Raw genomic sequence first — 17931 nt, 5'->3', positions numbered from 1 at the left:
TGTTGAAGGCATGGTCCCGATTGCTATGGTGGCGCCCAGCCCGCGTACCATAACCAGCAGTCTGGACACATGCCTTCTGGGCCCACTTTCGAAGACGAAATCACCTTTCTCGTCGGCGTCGACGATGCCGGAACAGTCGTCTCCCCGAGCTTCCAGAGCTGGGATTTCAGGATCCCGCCTGCCTATCGCACCGAATCCTATTCCATCAAATGGGGCGATCCGGCGCCCGGCACGTACGGTGGCGACGTTACCTACTGGTTCACCGACGCCTCCAACTGGTCGAACACCGAGAAGGCCGCCTGGGAAGGTGGTCTCTCGCTCTGGTCCGCGGTTGCCGACATCGACTTCTCTCTGGCGACCGATGCGGGTTCGGCCAACTTCGTCATCACGCGCGGCAGCGACGGCGGCGCCTATCAATATTTCGGCAGGCCGCGGACCGTCGTCGAGATCGGCAGCGATGTCCTGAACACGCCGAAGCCCACCGGCTCGGGCCTCTCGATCGACCCCGTCTTTCCCTTCGGGCCCATCGGCGAGGGCCTCGGCGTCGCCGGCGGCTATCCCTATTCGACGATCCTGCACGAGATCGGCCATATGCTCGGGCTCGGGCATGGCGGCAACTACAATGGCGGCACCAACGTCACGGCCCAGCAGTACAGCGCCTACGACACGACGATGTGGACGATCATGTCCTACATCTCGCCCTGGGACGTAAGGGCGACCTATTATTCGGATTACACGGTCGCCGGCACGAACTGGGGCACGATCCTCCCCAATACCCCTGCCAACGTTCCCGCGAACATCAACTATGAACCGCTCACCCCGATGATGCTCGACATCCTCGCGGCGCAACGGCTCTACGGCACACCGGACGATGGGCCCTTCGACGGCGGCGAAGTGTTCGGCTTCAATGCCAACATCGATGGCTACATCGGCAAGTTCTACGATTTCACCATCAACACCCATCCCGTCGTCACGCTGTGGGACGCCGGCACGGGCAATACGCTCGACCTTTCGGGATTCACCCAAGGCGCTGTCGTCAACCTGACGCCCGGCACCTTCTCGAGCGCCGGCGGACTCAGCAACAACATCGCCATCGCGCTCGATACCGTCATCGAGACGGCGGTCGGCGGCAGCGGCAACGATGCCATCGTGGCGTCGGATGTCGACTCGTCGCTGACTGGCGGCGAAGGCGGCGACCTCCTTGTCGGTGGCGCCGGGGACGACACGCTGATCGGCGACAATGGCAACGACGTGCTGGTCGGCGGCGCGGGAGACGACCGGCTGTTCGGCGATCCGGGCAACGACATGCTGAACGGCGGCGCCGGTGTCGACGAGCTGACCGGCGGACTCGGCACCGACACCTTCGAATTCGGCGCCGGCGAAAGCAACGGCGACACGATCGCTGATTTCTCCGGCAGCGCCGGCCAGGGCGATCACCTTGTCTTCTTCGGCTATGGCCTGGCCAGCCAGGGGGCCACCTTCACGCAGGTCGACGCCACGCACTGGAGCATCAATTCGTCGGACGGCGCCGTGCACGACGTGCTGACGATCGAGAATGGCGCGTCGATCGCCGCCGGCGATTATGAGTTCGCGCCGGAATATGTCGAACTCGAGAACTCGAGCTACCTCGATTTCGCGAGTTGGGGCACCAACGCCACTGCACCCAGCGGCGGCACACCACTGGAAAGCTTCTCCTTCAACGTGGCCCTGGTCCTCGACCGGGCGAGCGATCCGACCGAGCTGCTGGCCTCGAACTGGGCGACGCGGCAGGCCGCACTGTCCGACCAAGACACCATCTGGTCGACCTATGGCGCCGATGCGACGGAATACAGCAACGTGGTGAGCTACCTCGCCGATCTCGGGATCACGACCTACTACACGCCCGACGCACCGGCGAACCAGCAGTACGTCTCCTCGCCCGAGTCGCGCACGATCTGGGTCAACGTCAACGAGGGAAACTTCACGACGCTGTTCGGCCCCGGCGCGACCCTGATGACCACGGAAGTGCCGTCGCCTCTTCCCGGCACGACGACCCAGACCGTCCACTACTGGAACGGCAATCTGTCGCTGCCGGTCGAACTCGCGAACAACGACGTCACCGGCCTGTGGTTCGACTACGGCGATTTCGGCCAGTATACGGACAACACCCCTCCGCGGACGCCGGGCGGCGCCCTGCCGCAAGGCTGGCAAAGTCCGGGGAACGCCGCGGGGGCCGCGACGGTCCATGCCGATCCGCAGACCATCGCGCAGGACTACTACAATTTTCCGCTCCAGGGCGCGCTGGCATCGGTGGCCACCGGCGCCATCGGACTTATCGAGCCTGGTGTCGGCACGGCCTTGCCCGACGATCCCACCGGATCGGGCTTCCTGGCCGCGCTCAACGCCTATCGCGCCTCGATCGGCATCTCGGGCTCGGCCGACGTGATTTCGATCGCGGCGGGCGGGCAGGAATATCCGAACGTCACGCCCCCCGCCTTCAATCCCGCCGGCGAACGCTCGCTCGACGTCGGCATCGTGACGGCGATCAATCCGCAGAGCCAGCTGATCGTCTATGCCGGCTCCGGCACCGACGACGACGCCCACTTCAACGCCTTCACCGCCTACCAGTCGGCATTCTGGGACACGGCCAACAATCCCGGGGTCATCACCTCGTCGTTCAGCTATGCGACGCGGTCGGCGCCCGGCTCGCCGTTCCAGATCGCGTCCAACGGGCTGTATGTCGACGCCGCCCTTCGCAACATCTCGGTCTTCAACGACGCCGGCGACGGCGGCTCGGGCGAGACGTTCGCCAACGGACTGCCCAATGCCAGCTCCACGCACAACAGCCCGTATGTCGTCTCGGTCGGCGGTACATCGATCAGCACCGTGTCCGCCGCGCGGGCGGACAGCACGCTGAACGGTTGGATCGCCAATGCCGGAGCGGGCAATCTCCCGACGCTGTGGCAACTCATCGCCGGCGGACTGACCCAGCTTCCGGCCAGCGGCGACATGAACCGGCTCATCGAGACGGTGTGGAACCGTTACTACGTCGACGGCACCACGATCGCCAATCCAGGGGGCACCGGCTACCTCCATAACAATACCGGCGCGAGTGGCGTCGACACCAGTCAGTCCACGCCCGGTTACCAGATCGATTACGGCCTCGATCCCAGGACTTCCGATCCCTCGCGCCAGCCGGGCCGCGGCATTCCCGACGTAGCGGCCAACGCCGGTGGGAACATGCTGTATGTCGTTCCCAATCCGGAGATGACGGCGAACCAGAACGACGACGGCACGAGCGCGGCGACGCCGCTGTGGGCCACGCTCGCCTCGCAGATCAACGCCATATTCAACGATCAGGGCCTGCCCAACCTGGGCTATATGAACGACCTTCTGTACATCGCCGCCGTGATCGCGCCGGGATCGTTCAGCGACATCACCATCGGCAACAGCACCTCGTCGTTCCTGTACGGCGGCAGCTACACCAGCGACGGCGTCTACATCACACCCACCGGCTACGGCTATTCGGCCGGCACGGGCTACGATCTGGTGACGGGGCTGGGCACGCCCAACGGCACGCTTCTCGCGCGGGCGCTGACGGAGATCGCGCACACCCAGACCTCTTTCTCGACCACGCCGGACCTCATCGACTCCGACGGCGCCGGCGGATGGACGGCCGGCACCTACCAGAGCCTGCTCATCCAGAGCAGCTCGGGCGCCAATGCCGGCGTGCACGTGACGCTCGGCGGCGAGGATATCGGTTTCTCCACCGGCGTCAGCTCGAGCTTCGCCTGGACGGCCCGCATGGCGCAGCAGGTGCTACAGGCAGATTTCGATCCCAACCTCGTGCGCATGTTCGACAAATACGGCCAGGGCTCGCTTGCCCAGGCCGATGTCGGCATGGGCGACATTGTTTCCGTCTCGATCGGCGGCACCGATGCCACCGCCACCCAGGCCGGCCTCAGCGCCTCCTACGGTTTCGCCGACTTCAACCAGGGCGGCAGCACGGTGCGGCTGGCGCTGCCGGTCGCCATCGCCGAGACGGCCAACGGCGCCGAGGACCAGAACGCCGTCGTGCGCATTCGCCAGAACGGCCAGGACAGTCTCGCGGTCAGCTTCTACAAGGTCGACGATCTTGCCGGCACCATCGGCGGCCTCGCCCCGGGTGCCGCGGGTTATGCCGCAGCCGCCGCGGCCCGCGCCTACGAGACCATCGCTGGCGGGACCGTGATCGGCGGCCCGGGCTACGGCAACTACACCCAGACCGAGCTCACCCACGTCGACGCCGGTGACTTCGTCGCCATGCAGCTCATGAACGGGAGCCAGGGTCAGGTCTACTACGCCTTCTCGCAGGGCAATTCCGACGGCCTTGCGCACCTGTGGAACTACGGCTCGAACACCTGGGGCTGGGAAGACACGCGCGGCGGCGGCGATCGCGACTTCAACGACCTGATCGTCCAGCTCGACTTCACCAGCGCCTCAGGCCACCACTTGCTCGTCTAGGCTAGGCTGCGGCGGCATGCGATGAAGGTGTGCGGAACATGATCACGCGACGACGGACTCTTCTCGCAGGCACTTTGTTGGCCGTCGCCGGTCCGGCCCACGCCCAGGAGCCGCGAGTGCTGGACTCGGCCCCGAAGGCGGATGCGGTGATCGGCCGTCGCAGCAGCGCCTTCTATGTCCGCTTCGACCGTCCCGTCGATCACGAGGATTCCCGCCTCGCCGTCAAGCAAGACGGCAGGATCATTGAGGTCCTGCATCCGCGGCTGGAATCGACGCCTGACGTACTGTTCGCTCGCGCGCCCACCCTGCAGCCGGGCAGTTACAAGCTGCACTGGCTGATCGGCGGCTCGCCACAATTCGACGGCGAGATCCCCTTCACCGTCGGCAACGATTAGAGGCTTTCCGAGCCGCAAAACCCGGAATCTCTCCTTGGGGGTGAGTCCGTTTCATTTGTTGCGTTTATTTCGGTTATTTCGTTTATGCGCCCCGGCGATATTGCCGGGCGTTTCAGTCGAGCAGCTCGCGCAGGACGCGGCCGGTAGCGGTGATTGCCAGCAGGGTCGGCACCTTCACTTCGGCCTTTACGGCCGCCTTGGTGGCGGGCCCGTAACTCATGCAGTCTAGCGCCACGAGGTCGGGTTTGGAAGACGCGAGTTTCTGCGCGACCGCCGCCGCCTCGTCCGGCCCGGCGCTCGGCACCAGCGCCTCGACCGTGACGGCGACGCCGCTGCGCGCCCATTTCGTCGCGAGCTTCTCGCCCTGTTCGGCAAACGGCACCAGCAGGCCGAGCCGCCCACGGGGCAGCAGGCCTTCGGCGATGCCGCTCAAGACTCGCGATGGAAACAGCACACCGGCATCGCCTTCCATCGCCGGGAATTCGCCGGTGCAGGCATAGACGATGGCGTCGCAGCCATCGGCGCGCAGCTTTGCCAAGGTCGCCGGCGAACGCGCGATCACCGCCTGCTTGGAAATCTTCACGTCGCGGCCGCCGCGCAGACGCGTGTAGAGCGTGTCGGCGCCGCTCAGCGGCGGCACCGCGTCGACCTCGGCGTCAGTCATCCCATCGAGCGCGCCACGCAGGATCACCTTGGTGCCGGCCGGCGCCTGGGCCGCGAACAGTTCGACGATGTCGTCGCGCGGCGCCTGGCCGATGGTAACGATACCCAGCGTGCTCATAGCTCAGCCCTCCAGCGCGACGGTGTCGGTGTCGTTCCAGGCGAGCCCCACCGCGTCGCCCGGCGCGCGCGAGGCGCGTTCGCCGGCATGCGTTTCGCGTACCAGCATCGAGGGGCCCGCGACCGGCCGCACACGCAGCAGGGTCGAACCGCCGAGATAATTCGCGGTCTCGACGGTGCCAGCCATGCGCGCACCATCGGGTGCCACGAGCCGTATCTTCTCCGGTCGCAGCGCGCTGAGGCCGCCACTCTCTTCCAGGATGTTGATCTCGCCGATGAAGTCGGCGACGAAGCGTGTCTTCGGCCGCTCGTAGATCTCGGTCGGCGTGCCGACCTGCTCGACCTTGCCGCCATTCATCACGGCGATGCGGTCGCTCATGGCCAGCGCCTCTTCCTGGTCGTGGGTCACGAACACAAGCGTGACGCCAAGGCGCTTCTGCAGCTCCTTCAGCTCGAACTGCATCTGCTGGCGCAGCTTGCGGTCGAGCGCGCCCAGCGGCTCGTCGCAGAGCAGCACCGGGGGCTCCACGACCAGCGCGCGGGCGAGCGCGACGCGCTGCTGCTGGCCGCCCGAAAGCTGGCCGGGCTTGCGGGTCTCGAAGCCGGTGAGCGCCACCTGCTCCAGCGCCGCCGCGACCCGCCGCTCGATCTCGGGCTTCGGCACCTCGCGCATGCGCAGGCCGAAAGCCACGTTCTCCGCCACCGTGCGGTGCGGGAACAGCGCGTAGGACTGGAAAACCATGCCCATGTCGCGCCGATGCACCGGCAGGTCGGTGATGTCATGTCCGCCGACATGCACGCGCCCCGAATCGGGATGCTCGAAACCCGCGATCATGCGCAGGCTCGTCGTCTTGCCGCAGCCCGACGGTCCCAGCAGCGAGAAGAACTCGCCGGCGGCGATATCGAGCGTCACCGCATCGACGGCCATCACGCGGCCGTCGAACGTCTTGGTTACCTGGTCGAGTTTGATGGCGGCAGAAGTCATGAGTCCGCGTTGTCATCCCGAGGCCGTAGGCCGAGGGATCCTTCCTGATCCGTAAGGATCCCTCGCTGCGCTCGGGATGACACGCTCAACCTTTCAGGATCTTGGTGACGCGGGCGTCGATGTCTTCGCGACGCGCATTGTACCACTTCCAGTCGGGCTGGATCAGCGTCGCGACCTTCTCCGGCGTGGTGAGCAGCTTCGCGTCGTACTTGGCGTCGAGCTTCACCTTCTTGTTGGCCGGCGAATACCACACCGCCTCGGCCAGCAGCTTTTGCACGTCGGGCCGCAGCATGTAGTCGATATAGGCGAAGGCAAGCTCCTTGACCTTGGAGCCCGGGGTGACGTTCAGCACCTGCTCCAGCGCCAGCACGCCCTCGGAGGGGCTGGCGAAGTCGACGGGCTGCATGTTCGCACCCTCGTAGCGATAGACGCCCGAATCGTGGATGACGCCCATCGACACCTCGGCCGATAGCAGCATTTTCTCCATCTGGCCGGTAAAATCGACCAGCTTGATCGGCTTCAGCGCCTCCAGCGCCTTATAGGCCGCGTCGAGGTCGGTGAGGCCCTTGCCGTACACCTTGCCCAGCATCATCAGGTGCGCCTGACCGAGGCTGTTCACCGGGATGAGATAGCCGCCACGGGCGCCGGCCAGCTTGGGATCGGCCAAGTCCTTCCACGAGGTCGGCTTGGTCAGGCCCTTGTCGGTGCGATAGCCCAGGCCGATGGCGCTGGTGAAGATCGTGACGCCCACGATCTTGTCGCTGACCGCATAGGGATAGACGTCGGCGATGTTGGGCACTTCCTTGGTCGTGATCTTGTCGATCACCAGCCCCTCGGTGACAGCGTTCCACTGCTCGTTCGAGTTGGCATGCAGCACGTCGTAGATCGGGTCGTTCTTCGGGCTGACCTGCAGCTTGGGCAGGAACGGGAAGGCCTGGTCGGCCGACACCGTGCACTTGAACTCCTTCTCGAAGGCCGGCAGCACGGTGGCCTTCATGACCTCGCCCCACTTGCCGCCCCAGGTCGTGATCTTGAGCGTCTTGGTCTGGGCATGAAGGATCGACGGCGCACCCACCGTGGCCAGGGCCGCGAGGCCAGCACCGCTACGCAACGCTTTGCGACGTGAAATCATGGCAACCCCCTTGTTCGTTCCCATCAGAGCTTAACGTAGGCCTTGAGGCCGATCAGCCTCTCCAGCACCAGAACCACCGAAAGTGCGAGCAAGATCGAGACCATCGAGGCGGCCGCGATGGCGCCGTCGAGGTCGAATTTCATGTAATTGAACAGCACCACCGGCAGGGTCTCGCCCTTCGGCACGACCAGGAACAGCGACACCGGGAACTGGTCGAACGACACGATGAAGGCGAAAACGCCGCCCGCGAACACGCCCGGCCGGATCAGCGGCAGGGTGACCTCGAAGAACACCCGGACGGGGCTGGCCCCCAGCACGGCGGCAGCCTCCTCGATGCGGCGGTCGAAATTGTGCAGCACCGCCAAGGTCGTGCGGATGACATAGGGCACCGCGACCAGGGTATGGGCCGCAATCAGCCCCCAGACCGGCCGGCCGATTCCGGACAGGAGATAGGCCTGGAACAGCGCCAGGCCGGTCAGGATCGCCGGCACCATCAGGGGCGACATGAAGAAGGCGGTCATCACCGCCCGCCCCGGCAGGTTGCCGCGCGCCAGGGCGAGGGCGCAGGCGGCGCCGATCACGATCGACAGGATCAGCACCACCGTCGCCACCCAGAGCGACAGCCAGAGCGCGTTCATGAACTCGGCGCTCATGAAGAACTTCTCGAACCAGCGCAGGCTGACGCCAACCGGCGGGAAGGAGATGTAGGGCGTCGGGTTCAGCGCGAACACCAGCACGATGGCGATCGGCAGCAGCAGGAAGACGAGCAGCAGCGCGTTCAGCGCCAGATAGGCCGCGCGGCCTGCGTCGAACGGTCGGCGGTTCGGAGCGGCGCTCATGCCATGCCCTGCCCGCCCGCCAGCCGGGCCAGGATGCGATTGTAGGCCACGACGATGGCCAGCGAGACCAGCAGCAGGATGACGCCGAGCGCACCTGCAAAGTTCGGGTTGAAACTGGTGCCGACCTGCTGGGCGATCAGCATGGGCAAGGTCAGGACGTCGGTGCCACCCATCAGCGAGGGCGTGACGTAGGCGCTGATCGACAGGGCGAAGACCAGCAGCGAGCCCGCCAGGATGCCGGGCAGGCTGAGCGGCAGGGTCACCTCGACGAAGGCGCGAATGCGGCCGGCGCCCAGGCTGCGCGCCGCCTGCTCCAGCCGCTCGTCGATGCGGCCGATCACGCCGGTCAGAGTCAGCACCATGAACGGCACGTAGATATGGACCAGCGCCACGATGGTGCCGAATTCATTGTACATCAGCGGCAGCGGCTTCTCGATCAGGCCCCACTGCATCAGGGTCGTGTTGATGACGCCCTTGTCCTGCAGGATGGTCATCCAGGCGAAGGTGCGCACGACGATGCCGGTCAGCATCGGCGCGATCACCGCCATAAGGACCAGCGCGTGCCCCAGCCGTGACTGCATGCGGGCCATCCAGTGCGCCAGCGGATAGCCGATCAGCAGCGCGATGACCGTCGTGATGAGGCCGATGCGCAGGGTCGACCACAGCGCATCGTGGAAGATGCCGGCCGGGTCGAAGATGAAGCGCTCGTAGTGGCGTGTCGTCAGGAAGGCGTTCGGATTGGTGACCGGATTGCCGGAATAGAACGACATCGCCGTCATCACGGCGAACGGCAGCACGAAGAACAGGACGAACAGCAGCGCGGCCGGCGCGATCAGCCAGGCAATCGGGGACGGGCGCGCGGCGTTCGTCATTTCGTGGAGATCACGAGGTGGCCGCGACGTCGCCCACGACGCGGACGCGCACGCGGACCGAGTTGCCGGGCAGGTAGGCGAGCGGCATGTCCTCGCTCTCGATCGTGTGGAGCGTCGCGCGGTCGGCGCCGGCCGCGACGGCGCGGTCGTTGGCGATGGCTTGCGCCGCCTCGATCGCCTGGACGCGGGTCATGTCCTTGAAGATCTGGTCGCACTCGCCCGAGACCTGCGCAATGGCGGCGCCCACGGCGTTGGCACAATCGCCATGCTCGACATGGATGACCTGCGACACGCCCGCCATCTTGTCGGGGATCAGGAAGGCGCCGCCGCCGACCGCGACCAGCGGCACGTCGCCCGCCTCGGTCTTCATGCGGTCGATCGCCTCTTCGGCAAGCCGTGCGGCTTCGGCGAAGACCTTGGCGCAGGTCTCGGCGTCGAGATGGGCGACCTTCGACTTGTCGCCGAGGTCGAGCACGCCGGCCGCGATCGCGACGTCCGTGGTCGTGAGCTGCTTGCCGCCGAAGGCGATGCCGTCGGTCAGCAGGCGATAGCCCACTGAAACAGGCCCGATGGAGAGCGGATCGAGCACCACGTGGCTGCCGCCGCCCAGGCCGATCGACAGCAGGTCGGGCATGCGGAACAGTGTGCGCACGCCGCCGACCTTGACCACCGAATTGGCCTCGCGCGGGAAGCCGAGCTTGAGTTGGCCCACGTCGGTCGTGGTGCCGCCGACATCGATCACCATCGCGTCGCTGAGGCCCGAGAGATAGGCCGCGCCGCGCATCGAGTTGGTGGCGCCCGAGGCGAAGCTGTAGACTGGCAGGCGCCGCGCCTGGCTCGCTTCGGCAACGGTGCCGTCGTTCTGGGTGATGAACAGCGGCGCATCGATGCCGGAATCGCGGATCGCCTTCTCGAAGGCCGCGATCGTGTCGCGCGACAGGTCGGCGAGCGCCGCGTTCAGCAGCCCGGCATTCTCGCGCTCCAGAAGGCCGATACGGCCCAGGTCGGACGAACAGGTGATGGCGGCGTCCGGGATCACCGAAGCGACCAGCTCGGCCGCGCGCTTCTCGTGGCTGGGATCGAGCGGCGAGAAGACCGATGAGATGCCGACAGCGGTGAGACCTGCCGCCTTCATCTCCTGCGCCGCCTTCAGGACGGCGGCTTCGTCGAGCGGCATGAACGGGCGGCCGTCATATTCGTGGCCGCCCTCGACCATCCAGACGCCGCCGCGCACCAGCGCCGCGAGATCCTCGGGCCAGTCGCAGAATGGCGGCAGCGACGCGCCCGACGGCAGACCGAGCCGCAGCGCCGCCACCTTGGTGAGATGCCGGCGCTGGACCACGGCATTGATGAAATGCGTGGTGCCGATCATCACACCGTCGACCTTCTTCGGCGTCCCGTCGGCGCCCTTCAGCACCCCCGTCCCGCCGAGCTTCTTCAGCGAATCGAGGATGCCCGTGGTCACGTCCTGGCTGGTCGGCGCCTTCACCGCGCCCACGACCTTGCCTTCTTCGATCAGGACGGCATCCGTATTGGTGCCGCCGACGTCGATACCGATCCGCCTCATGATGCGAACACGCTCCTGAATTCAAGATCATAGCCAAAGGCCCGCGGTCCGACATGGGCCAGTCCCGCAGGCGTGAGAAAGATGTCCGGTCCGGGCAGCGCGATCACGGTGACCCTCTGACCGTAGCGGATGGTTTCGGTGCCGACCGCTTCGCCTGACACGGAATCGAGGACGCAGATCAGGTCCGGCGTCATGGCGATCGGCTCGCCGTCGCGATTCGCCACGATCCATTCGTTCTGGAAATTGATCTGCAGCGCCGACCCACGGCACTCGTCCATCCCCTCGAACCGCGCGACACCGCGCAGAAAACCTTCGGTCGCGCGACGCTCCACGTCGACGACCTTGCCCTTGTAGAGGAGCTTTCCCGGTTCGACGGAGAGGATGGCCGCGACCGGATCATCATGCGTCCGCTGCGCTTCGCGCACGGCGCGGCCGATGGCGATGGCCTTGGTCGTGGTACCGTGGATGCCCCACGCCTTTACCTCGGCGCCGGTGCGGGGCGGCTGGCAGGTCGGCGCCGTCGAGCCGTACTCGACACAGATTTTGCGCACGATCCTCTCCGCCCACTTCCAGCTCGGCACCGTCTCGACGATGGATTCAAGGCCGCGCACGTCGACCGCGGTGAGAGGACAGGGCTTCAGGCCACCGACCGCAACCGACGTCATCTGCGCCTCGGGATAGGCCCGGCCCATCGTATCCGAGTCGACGACCGGCACGCCGAGATGCGCCGCCACCATCAGCGGACGGACGCCGTTGCCGCCGCCGATCTCCATGCCCATCACGGCGTCGAACCTGCGTCCGGTATGCTCTTCCATCAGCCGCGCCGCGCGGGCGATGGTCTGGTGATCGGTCAGGCGCTCGATGCCGACCAGCGGCGCACCCATGTTGGCGATCACGCCGACCCAGTCGTCGTCGTCCAGTTCGGAGGCCGGCATGAGCTGGACGCGCCGGCCCTCGCGATAGAGCACCCGCATGTTGAGCAGCGACAGATACGGGTTGCCGCCGCCGCCGGTGCCCAGGATCCAGGCGCCGACGGCGAGCGATTCGATATCGTCCTCGCTGATGTCCCGTCGGCTCAAGCGAAAACGCTCTTGAACTCGATGTCGTAGCCGAAAGCCTTCGGCCCCACATGCTGCAACCCCTTGGGGCTCAGGAACACCGGCGGCGGCGGCAACGCGATGACCGTCACGCGCTGGCCGTAGCGAATGGTCTCTGTGCCGACCGCCTCGCCCGACACCGAATCGAGCACGCAGATCAGGTCGGGCGACATGGCGATGGGCTTGCCGTCGAGCCACGCCACGATCCATTCGTTCTGGAAATTGATCTCCATGGCCGAGCCACGATACTCGTCCATGCCATCGAAACGGGTGCGGCCACGCAGGAAGCCTTCGGTCGCCCGGCGCTCCACGTCCATGACCTTGCCCTTGTAGAGGACCTTGCCCGGCTCGACGGAGAGAATGGCCGCGATCGGATCGCCGTGCGTGCGTTGCGCCTCGCGCACGGCATGGCCGATGGCGATGGCCTTGGTGGTGGTGCCGTGGATGCCCCACTTCTTCACCTCGGCGCCGGAGCGCGGCGCCTTGCAGGTCGAGGCGATGGAACCGTACTCGACGCAGATCTTGCGGCTGACCCGCTCCATCCACTTCCAGGTCGGCACCTTCTCGACGACCGATTCAAGACCGCGCACGTCGACGGTGGTCAGCGGGCACGGCACGAGATCGCCGACCGCGACCGACGTCATCTGCGCCTCAGGGTACGCGCGGCCCATCATGTCGGAATCGATCACGGGCCGCTTCAGGTGCGCCGCCGCCATCAGCGGCTGGATCGAATTGCCGCCGCCGATCTCCAGCGACATGATTCCGCGGAAGCGATAGCGCGTGTGGCGCTCCATCAGGTCGACGGCCCGGGCAATCGTGCGACTGTCGGTGAGACGCTCCTGCCCGACCAGGGGCGCGCCCATGTTGGAGACCGCGGCTACCCAGTCGTCATCGGCGAGTTCGGACGCCGGCATGAGCTGGACGCGATAGCCCTCCTTGTAGAGGGCGCGCATGTTGAGGAGACCGAGATAGGGACTGCCGCCGCCCCCCGTCCCGAGGACCCAGGCGCCAACGGCCAGCGATTCGATGTCGTCTATTGTGATGTCGGTCAGGGGCATGGTCCGATGCTTCGAGCGAAGTCGCTCTTGTCAGGGTCGACGAGGGTCCGCCGGAGCGAGGCCTTGCAAGATCGGGACCACCGAAGCGGCGTGTTTCGTCGCGCGATGAGTTCCTGCCGGCATGACATCTTGCCCCGTATTCAGGCATGACTATGGAATAAACAGGAACGCCATCAATACGTGCGAGCACGTATGGGGAGAAGACAGGTGGAGACCAGGCGCACGCCGCGCATCGCCGTGATCACCATGGGCCAGGCACCGCGTCCCGATGTCATGCGGGAAATCCGTCCCCTGCTCGGCGACGCCGAACACGACGAGTTCGGTGCTCTCGACAACGACTCCGATGCGCTGATCGAGAGCATGGCGCCGCGCGGCGATGAGCTGCGCTATACGACGCAATTGCGCGACGGCCGTCACGTCATCGTCGATGCCGGCTTCGTGACCAGCCGCGTCGAGGCGCTGGTCGCCGATCTCGACGGCCGCAATTACGACCTTCTCATCCTGGCGATGACCGGCATGCGCGCGCGGCTTTCGACCCGGACTCCGCACATCCACGGCCAGGACACGCTCGATGCCTGGATCTCCGCGCTGACCGCCAGCAACTCCCGGATCGGCATCATCTTCCCCCTGGCCAGCCAGCAATCCGCGGCCAGCGAGAGCGACTACGGCACGATGCTCAAGAGCTCGCTGGCGACCATCGGCGGCGGCCAGAGTTCCGACCTGACCGAGGCCATCGACCGCGTGTCGGGCGCGGACCTGATCGTGATGAATTCGGTCGGCTACACCGGCGAAATGGCCCAGCAGGTCGCACGCACCAGCGGCAAGCCGGTCGTCACCGCCTGCCGCATCATCGGCAGCACGGCGCGGCTCCGATTGTCCGAGATCGCCGGCAAGCCGCTCGATCTACAGGCCACGACCTATACCGGCACCGAACTGCTGCGACGGCTGCCCCAGGTAGCCCTCGACCAACTCACGCGACGCGAGACCGAGGTGCTGGTCCAGGTGCTCGAAGGCGCCGCCAACAAGTCCATCGGGCGCACGCTGGGCATCAGCCATCGCACCGTCGAGATCCATCGCGCCCGCGCGATGCTGAAGCTCGGCGCGACGTCGACGCCTGAACTCATCCGCCGCGCCTTGAGGCAGTCGTAACGTCTCAAGGCGTGAGCGGCGGCAGCGCGGTGCGGATCGACGAGCTCGATATCTGCATGAAGCCGCTGAATGGTTCGCCCATTTCGAGGATCAGGAACAAGGCCGCCGAGGCCGAAAGCGCGACCAGGACCAGCGCGACGGCCGATGTCGGATTGACCGGCGAGAACAGGCAGTAGCTGGCGAACAGCACGGTGAGCCAGAAGAGCAGCACGATCAGGATCGGCGCCGGCAGCCCGGACTTCGAGCGTTCGTAGAGCATGAGGCGGGCCTGCGAGATCGGGATCGCCATGTGCAGGGCTTGCGTGACGAGCGCTTTCTTGACCTCCGTCTCCGCCTGCAGGCCATGGATATCGGTATAGACCCGGGCGCCCATCGTTCCCACGCCGTAGGTCACGGCAAGGCTTCCCGACGCTCGATCGCTCCAGATCCTGTCGACCATCTGGGCAACGGCTTCGCGAAGCCGCACCCGGACCGGATTGGCCTCGGGTCCGAATTGCTGCAGCAGGTCGTCGAGCAGGATGATGTCGGTCGCGATCTGGCGCACGTCGTTGCGCTGGGCCTCGTAGCTGCTGCTCGCCGAGGTGATCAGCAGACCGAGGACCAGCGCCGCGATGGTGCCCACCAGTCCAGCGCCCAGCCGCACGATGTCCCTTGTATGGTCGTTCAGGTGATGGTCCGGCAGCCATCGGCGCAACAGCACGCCCAGCACGGCGCCGAGGAGCATGACCGCGCAGGCCACGAGCGAAATCCAGATGGGCTGCACGGGTTCGACCTTTCATGGGAGCGCCGGACGGCGGCGGACCGCGAAATCCTAGCATCTGCGAAACCGGGACGGCTTGGTTTTTGCAGAGGCTCCGGCGCACATGTTAAGCGTTCGCGCAGCGTATTCTGGAGGTCGACCGATGCAGCCAACTATCCAAACCGTGAGCCGGCAGCCCGTCGCCCCGCCCCTCATCGGTGGCGAGATCCCGCTGATCGACGTCGCAGACTATCTGGCCGGCGTGCCCGGCGCCGCCGAGAAGGCTGCGGCCGAGCTGCGTTACGCTTTCGAGAATGTCGGCTTCTACTATCTCGCAGGCCACGGCGTGCCGCAGAAGCTGATCGACGACACCTATGCCGCGGCTGCGCGCTTCCATGCCCAGCCGATGGACGCCAAGCTCGCGGTCAAGGTCGACGAGCACAATATCGGCTACATGCCGATCGCCCAGAAGGCGCCGCCCAATGCCGCCGCGCAGGGCAAGAAGCCCAGCCAGAACGAAGCCTACTTCCTGCGCCGCGAGCGCGAGGCCAGCGATCCCGACGTCATCTCGGGCCGCCGCTTCCATGCGCCGAACAAGTGGCCGGCCGATCTGCCGGGCTTCCGCGAAACCACGCTCGAATACATCTCCACCCTGGAGAAGCTCTGCCAGAAGCTGGTGCGCCTCTACGCGCTGGCGCTCGACCTGCCGGAAACCTACTTCGACGCCTGCTTCGCCAAGCCGCACATGATCCTGCGCATGTCGCGCTATCCGCAGATCGACGGTGCCGACGAGAGCGTCGAGAGCCTGGTGCCGCACACCGATTCCGGCTTCATGACCCTGCTGCCGCCCAACAAGGTGCAGGGTCTCTCGATCCTTCTGCCCAACGGAAACTGGATGGACGCGCCCGGCCTCGAGAACGCCTTCGTCGTGAACGGCGGCGACATCCTCCACCGCTGGAGCAACGAGCGCTTCCTGTCGACGCCGCACCGCGTGCGCAACGTCTCGGGCCAGCTCCGCTACGCGATCCCCTTCTTCTGCGATCCCGACCACGACACGATGATCGAGTGCCTGCCCTCCTGCCAGTCGGCGGAGAAGCCGGCCAAGTATCCGCCGATCAAGTTCGGCGATTACGCGCTGTGGTTCGCGGCCCAGCGCTACGGCCACATGTCCAAGGTCGCCGCGCCGACCGAAGAAGAGATCGCGCCGGGCGAACGCGCCACCTCGCGCTGGCAGGCCTGATCCCCATGCGTTTGCGTACCCTCCTCGCGGCCGGTTCCGCCGCAGCCCTGCTTCTTGCCCCTCTTGCGATCTCCACACCCGCCTTCGCCCAGACGAAGACGATCAAGGCGGTCATGCACTCCGACCTCAAGGTCCTCGACCCGATCTGGACCACGGCCAACATCGTGCGCAACCACGGCTACATGGTGTGGGACACGCTGTTCGCGATGGACGAGAAGCTGCAGCCGCAGCCCCAGATGGTCGACACCTGGACGGTCAGCGACGACAAGCTCACCTACACCTTCACCCTGCGCGACGGCCTCAAGTGGCACGACGGCAAGCCGGTCACCTCGGAGGACTGCATCGCCTCGCTGAAGCGCTGGGGCGCGCGCGATTCGACCGGCGTGAAGCTCTTGAGCTTCGTCTCTTCGTTCGAGCCGGTGAACGACAAGACCTTCAAGATCGTGCTGAAGGAGCCCTACGGCCTGGTCATCGATTCGCTGGCCAAGCCCGGCGGCTCGACGCCGCTGATGATGCCCAAGCGCATTGCCGATACCGATCCCGCCAAGCAGATCTCCGAATATGTCGGCTCCGGCCCGTTCATCTTCAAGGCCGACGAGTGGAAGCCCGGCGAAAAGACCGTCTATGTGAAGAACCCCGACTACAAGCCGCGCGCCGAGCCCGCGTCGGGCCTGGCCGGCGGCAAGATCGCCAAGGTCGACCGGGTCGAATGGCTGGCCATCCCCGACCACCAGACGGCCGTGAACGCGCTGCTGGCCGGCGAAATCGACTATATCGAGGCGCCGCCGCACGACCTGAAGTCGCTGCTGCAGGCCGACAAGAACGTGAAGCTCGAGGTCTACAACAAGATCGGCGCGCAGTACGTCTTCCGCTGGAACACCGTCGTGCCGCCCTTCGACAACGAGAAGGTGCGCCGCGCCGCGGAGTATGCCTTCGACCAGAAGGCCTTCCTGCAGGGCGTGATCGGCGACGACAAGTATTACCAGACCTGCGATGCCATGTTCGTCTGCGGCACACCGCTCGAAACGAATGCCGGCATGGAAGGCCTGGTGCGCGGCAACTTCGCCAAGTCGAAGGAGTTGCTCAAGGAAGCCGGTTACGACGGCACGCCGATCGTGATGCTGCACACGACTGACATCGCCGTGCTGACCAATGCCGGGCCGATCGCCAAGGACCTGCTCGAGAAGGGCGGCTTCAAGGTGCAGATGGTGCCGCTCGACTTCCAGGCCATCGTCTCGCGCCGCCTGCGCAAGACGCCGCCGCAGGACGGTGGCTGGAACGGCTTCATGACATCGTGGCTGTCGGTCGACATGATGAACCCGCTGACCAACAGCATGCTCACCGCCTCGTGCGACAAGGCCAATTTCGGCTGGCCGTGCGACGCCGAGGTCGAGAAGCTGCGCGACGCCTTCGCCCGGGCGCCCGATCTGGAGAGCCGCAAGAAGATCGCAGCCGATCTGCAGGCCCGCGCCATCACCTACGGCACGCACGTGCCGCTCGGCCAGTACACGCTGCCGACCGCGACCCGCTCGGACCGTCTGAGCGGCGTCGTGACGAGCCCCATTCCGGTTTTCTGGAATATCGAAAAGAAATAGA

Annotated in this window: 14 protein-coding genes; 5 read left to right on the top strand and 9 right to left on the bottom strand. The window is 66.0% G+C overall.

Annotated features, from left to right (window positions below; all coding sequences use genetic code 11):
* Positions 1–69 precede the first annotated feature (69 nt).
* Positions 70–4482 carry a M10 family metallopeptidase C-terminal domain-containing protein gene (locus AC1ROX_RS15655; RefSeq protein ID WP_493126877.1) on the top strand — a complete coding sequence of 1471 codons (4413 nt, stop codon included), beginning with the start codon at positions 70–72 and terminating at the stop codon, positions 4480–4482.
* Positions 4483–4598: 116 nt separating this feature from the next.
* On the top strand, positions 4599–4877 hold the full coding sequence (locus tag AC1ROX_RS15650) for a copper resistance protein CopC (protein WP_493126876.1): 279 nt from the start codon (positions 4599–4601) through the stop codon (positions 4875–4877).
* Positions 4878–4989: 112 nt separating this feature from the next.
* Here the strand turns inward: AC1ROX_RS15650 and AC1ROX_RS15645 are convergent, their stop codons facing one another.
* The 8 genes from AC1ROX_RS15645 to AC1ROX_RS15610 all read right to left on the bottom strand — a co-directional run bounded on the left by AC1ROX_RS15645 (position 4990) and on the right by AC1ROX_RS15610 (position 13207).
* Entirely contained in the window at positions 4990–5658 is a 669-nt protein-coding gene (locus AC1ROX_RS15645; RefSeq protein ID WP_493126875.1) for an AroM family protein, read from the bottom strand.
* A gap of 3 nt (positions 5659–5661) precedes the next feature.
* Positions 5662–6642: an ABC transporter ATP-binding protein gene (locus AC1ROX_RS15640; RefSeq protein WP_493126874.1), complete on the bottom strand. Its 981-nt coding sequence runs from the start codon at positions 6640–6642 to the stop codon at positions 5662–5664.
* An 85-nt stretch (positions 6643–6727) separates the two neighbouring features.
* Positions 6728–7774 carry an extracellular solute-binding protein gene (locus AC1ROX_RS15635; RefSeq protein ID WP_493126873.1) on the bottom strand — a complete coding sequence of 349 codons (1047 nt, stop codon included), beginning with the start codon at positions 7772–7774 and terminating at the stop codon, positions 6728–6730.
* Positions 7775–7797: 23 nt separating this feature from the next.
* Positions 7798–8613, bottom strand: a complete 816-nt coding sequence (locus tag AC1ROX_RS15630) for an ABC transporter permease (RefSeq protein WP_493126872.1) — start codon at positions 8611–8613, stop codon at positions 7798–7800.
* The gene (locus AC1ROX_RS15625; protein WP_493126871.1) at positions 8610–9485 is read right to left on the bottom strand and encodes an ABC transporter permease; all 876 of its coding nucleotides are present in this window, start codon (positions 9483–9485) and stop codon (positions 8610–8612) included. The genes AC1ROX_RS15630 and AC1ROX_RS15625 overlap by 4 nt, the downstream gene beginning before the upstream one ends.
* Before the next feature lie 10 nt (positions 9486–9495).
* Positions 9496–11052 (bottom strand): hydantoinase/oxoprolinase N-terminal domain-containing protein, encoded by a 1557-nt coding sequence (locus AC1ROX_RS15620; protein WP_493126870.1) that lies wholly within the window; start codon positions 11050–11052, stop codon positions 9496–9498.
* The gene (locus tag AC1ROX_RS15615) at positions 11049–12131 is read right to left on the bottom strand and encodes an S-methyl thiohydantoin desulfurase family protein (RefSeq protein ID WP_493126869.1); all 1083 of its coding nucleotides are present in this window, start codon (positions 12129–12131) and stop codon (positions 11049–11051) included. Before AC1ROX_RS15615 ends, AC1ROX_RS15620 begins: the two co-directional genes overlap by 4 nt.
* Positions 12128–13207, bottom strand: a complete 1080-nt coding sequence (locus AC1ROX_RS15610; RefSeq protein WP_493126868.1) for an S-methyl thiohydantoin desulfurase family protein — start codon at positions 13205–13207, stop codon at positions 12128–12130. Before AC1ROX_RS15610 ends, AC1ROX_RS15615 begins: the two co-directional genes overlap by 4 nt.
* Positions 13208–13414: 207 nt before the next feature.
* On the opposite strand from AC1ROX_RS15610, the gene AC1ROX_RS15605 reads away from it, so the two are divergent.
* Positions 13415–14356 carry an AroM family protein gene (locus AC1ROX_RS15605; protein ID WP_493126867.1) on the top strand — a complete coding sequence of 314 codons (942 nt, stop codon included), beginning with the start codon at positions 13415–13417 and terminating at the stop codon, positions 14354–14356.
* A 4-nt stretch (positions 14357–14360) separates the two neighbouring features.
* Here AC1ROX_RS15605 and AC1ROX_RS15600 read toward each other — a convergent pair whose 3' ends face one another.
* Entirely contained in the window at positions 14361–15119 is a 759-nt protein-coding gene (locus AC1ROX_RS15600) for a bestrophin-like domain (RefSeq protein WP_493126866.1), read from the bottom strand.
* A gap of 139 nt (positions 15120–15258) precedes the next feature.
* Between AC1ROX_RS15600 and AC1ROX_RS15595 the strand changes: the two genes are divergently transcribed.
* Both AC1ROX_RS15595 and AC1ROX_RS15590 read left to right on the top strand, forming a co-directional pair.
* Entirely contained in the window at positions 15259–16335 is a 1077-nt protein-coding gene (locus AC1ROX_RS15595) for an isopenicillin N synthase family dioxygenase (protein WP_493126865.1), read from the top strand.
* 5 nt (positions 16336–16340) lie between these two features.
* Positions 16341–17930 (top strand): ABC transporter substrate-binding protein, encoded by a 1590-nt coding sequence (locus AC1ROX_RS15590; RefSeq protein ID WP_493126864.1) that lies wholly within the window; start codon positions 16341–16343, stop codon positions 17928–17930.
* The last annotated feature ends 1 nt before the right edge of the window (position 17931 follow it).

The sequence above is a fragment of the Reyranella sp. GW821-FHT14A01 genome, assembly GCF_058803965.1.
The sequence above is the reverse complement of the archived record's forward strand: the minus strand, read 5'-3'. Positions and strand labels throughout refer to the sequence as shown.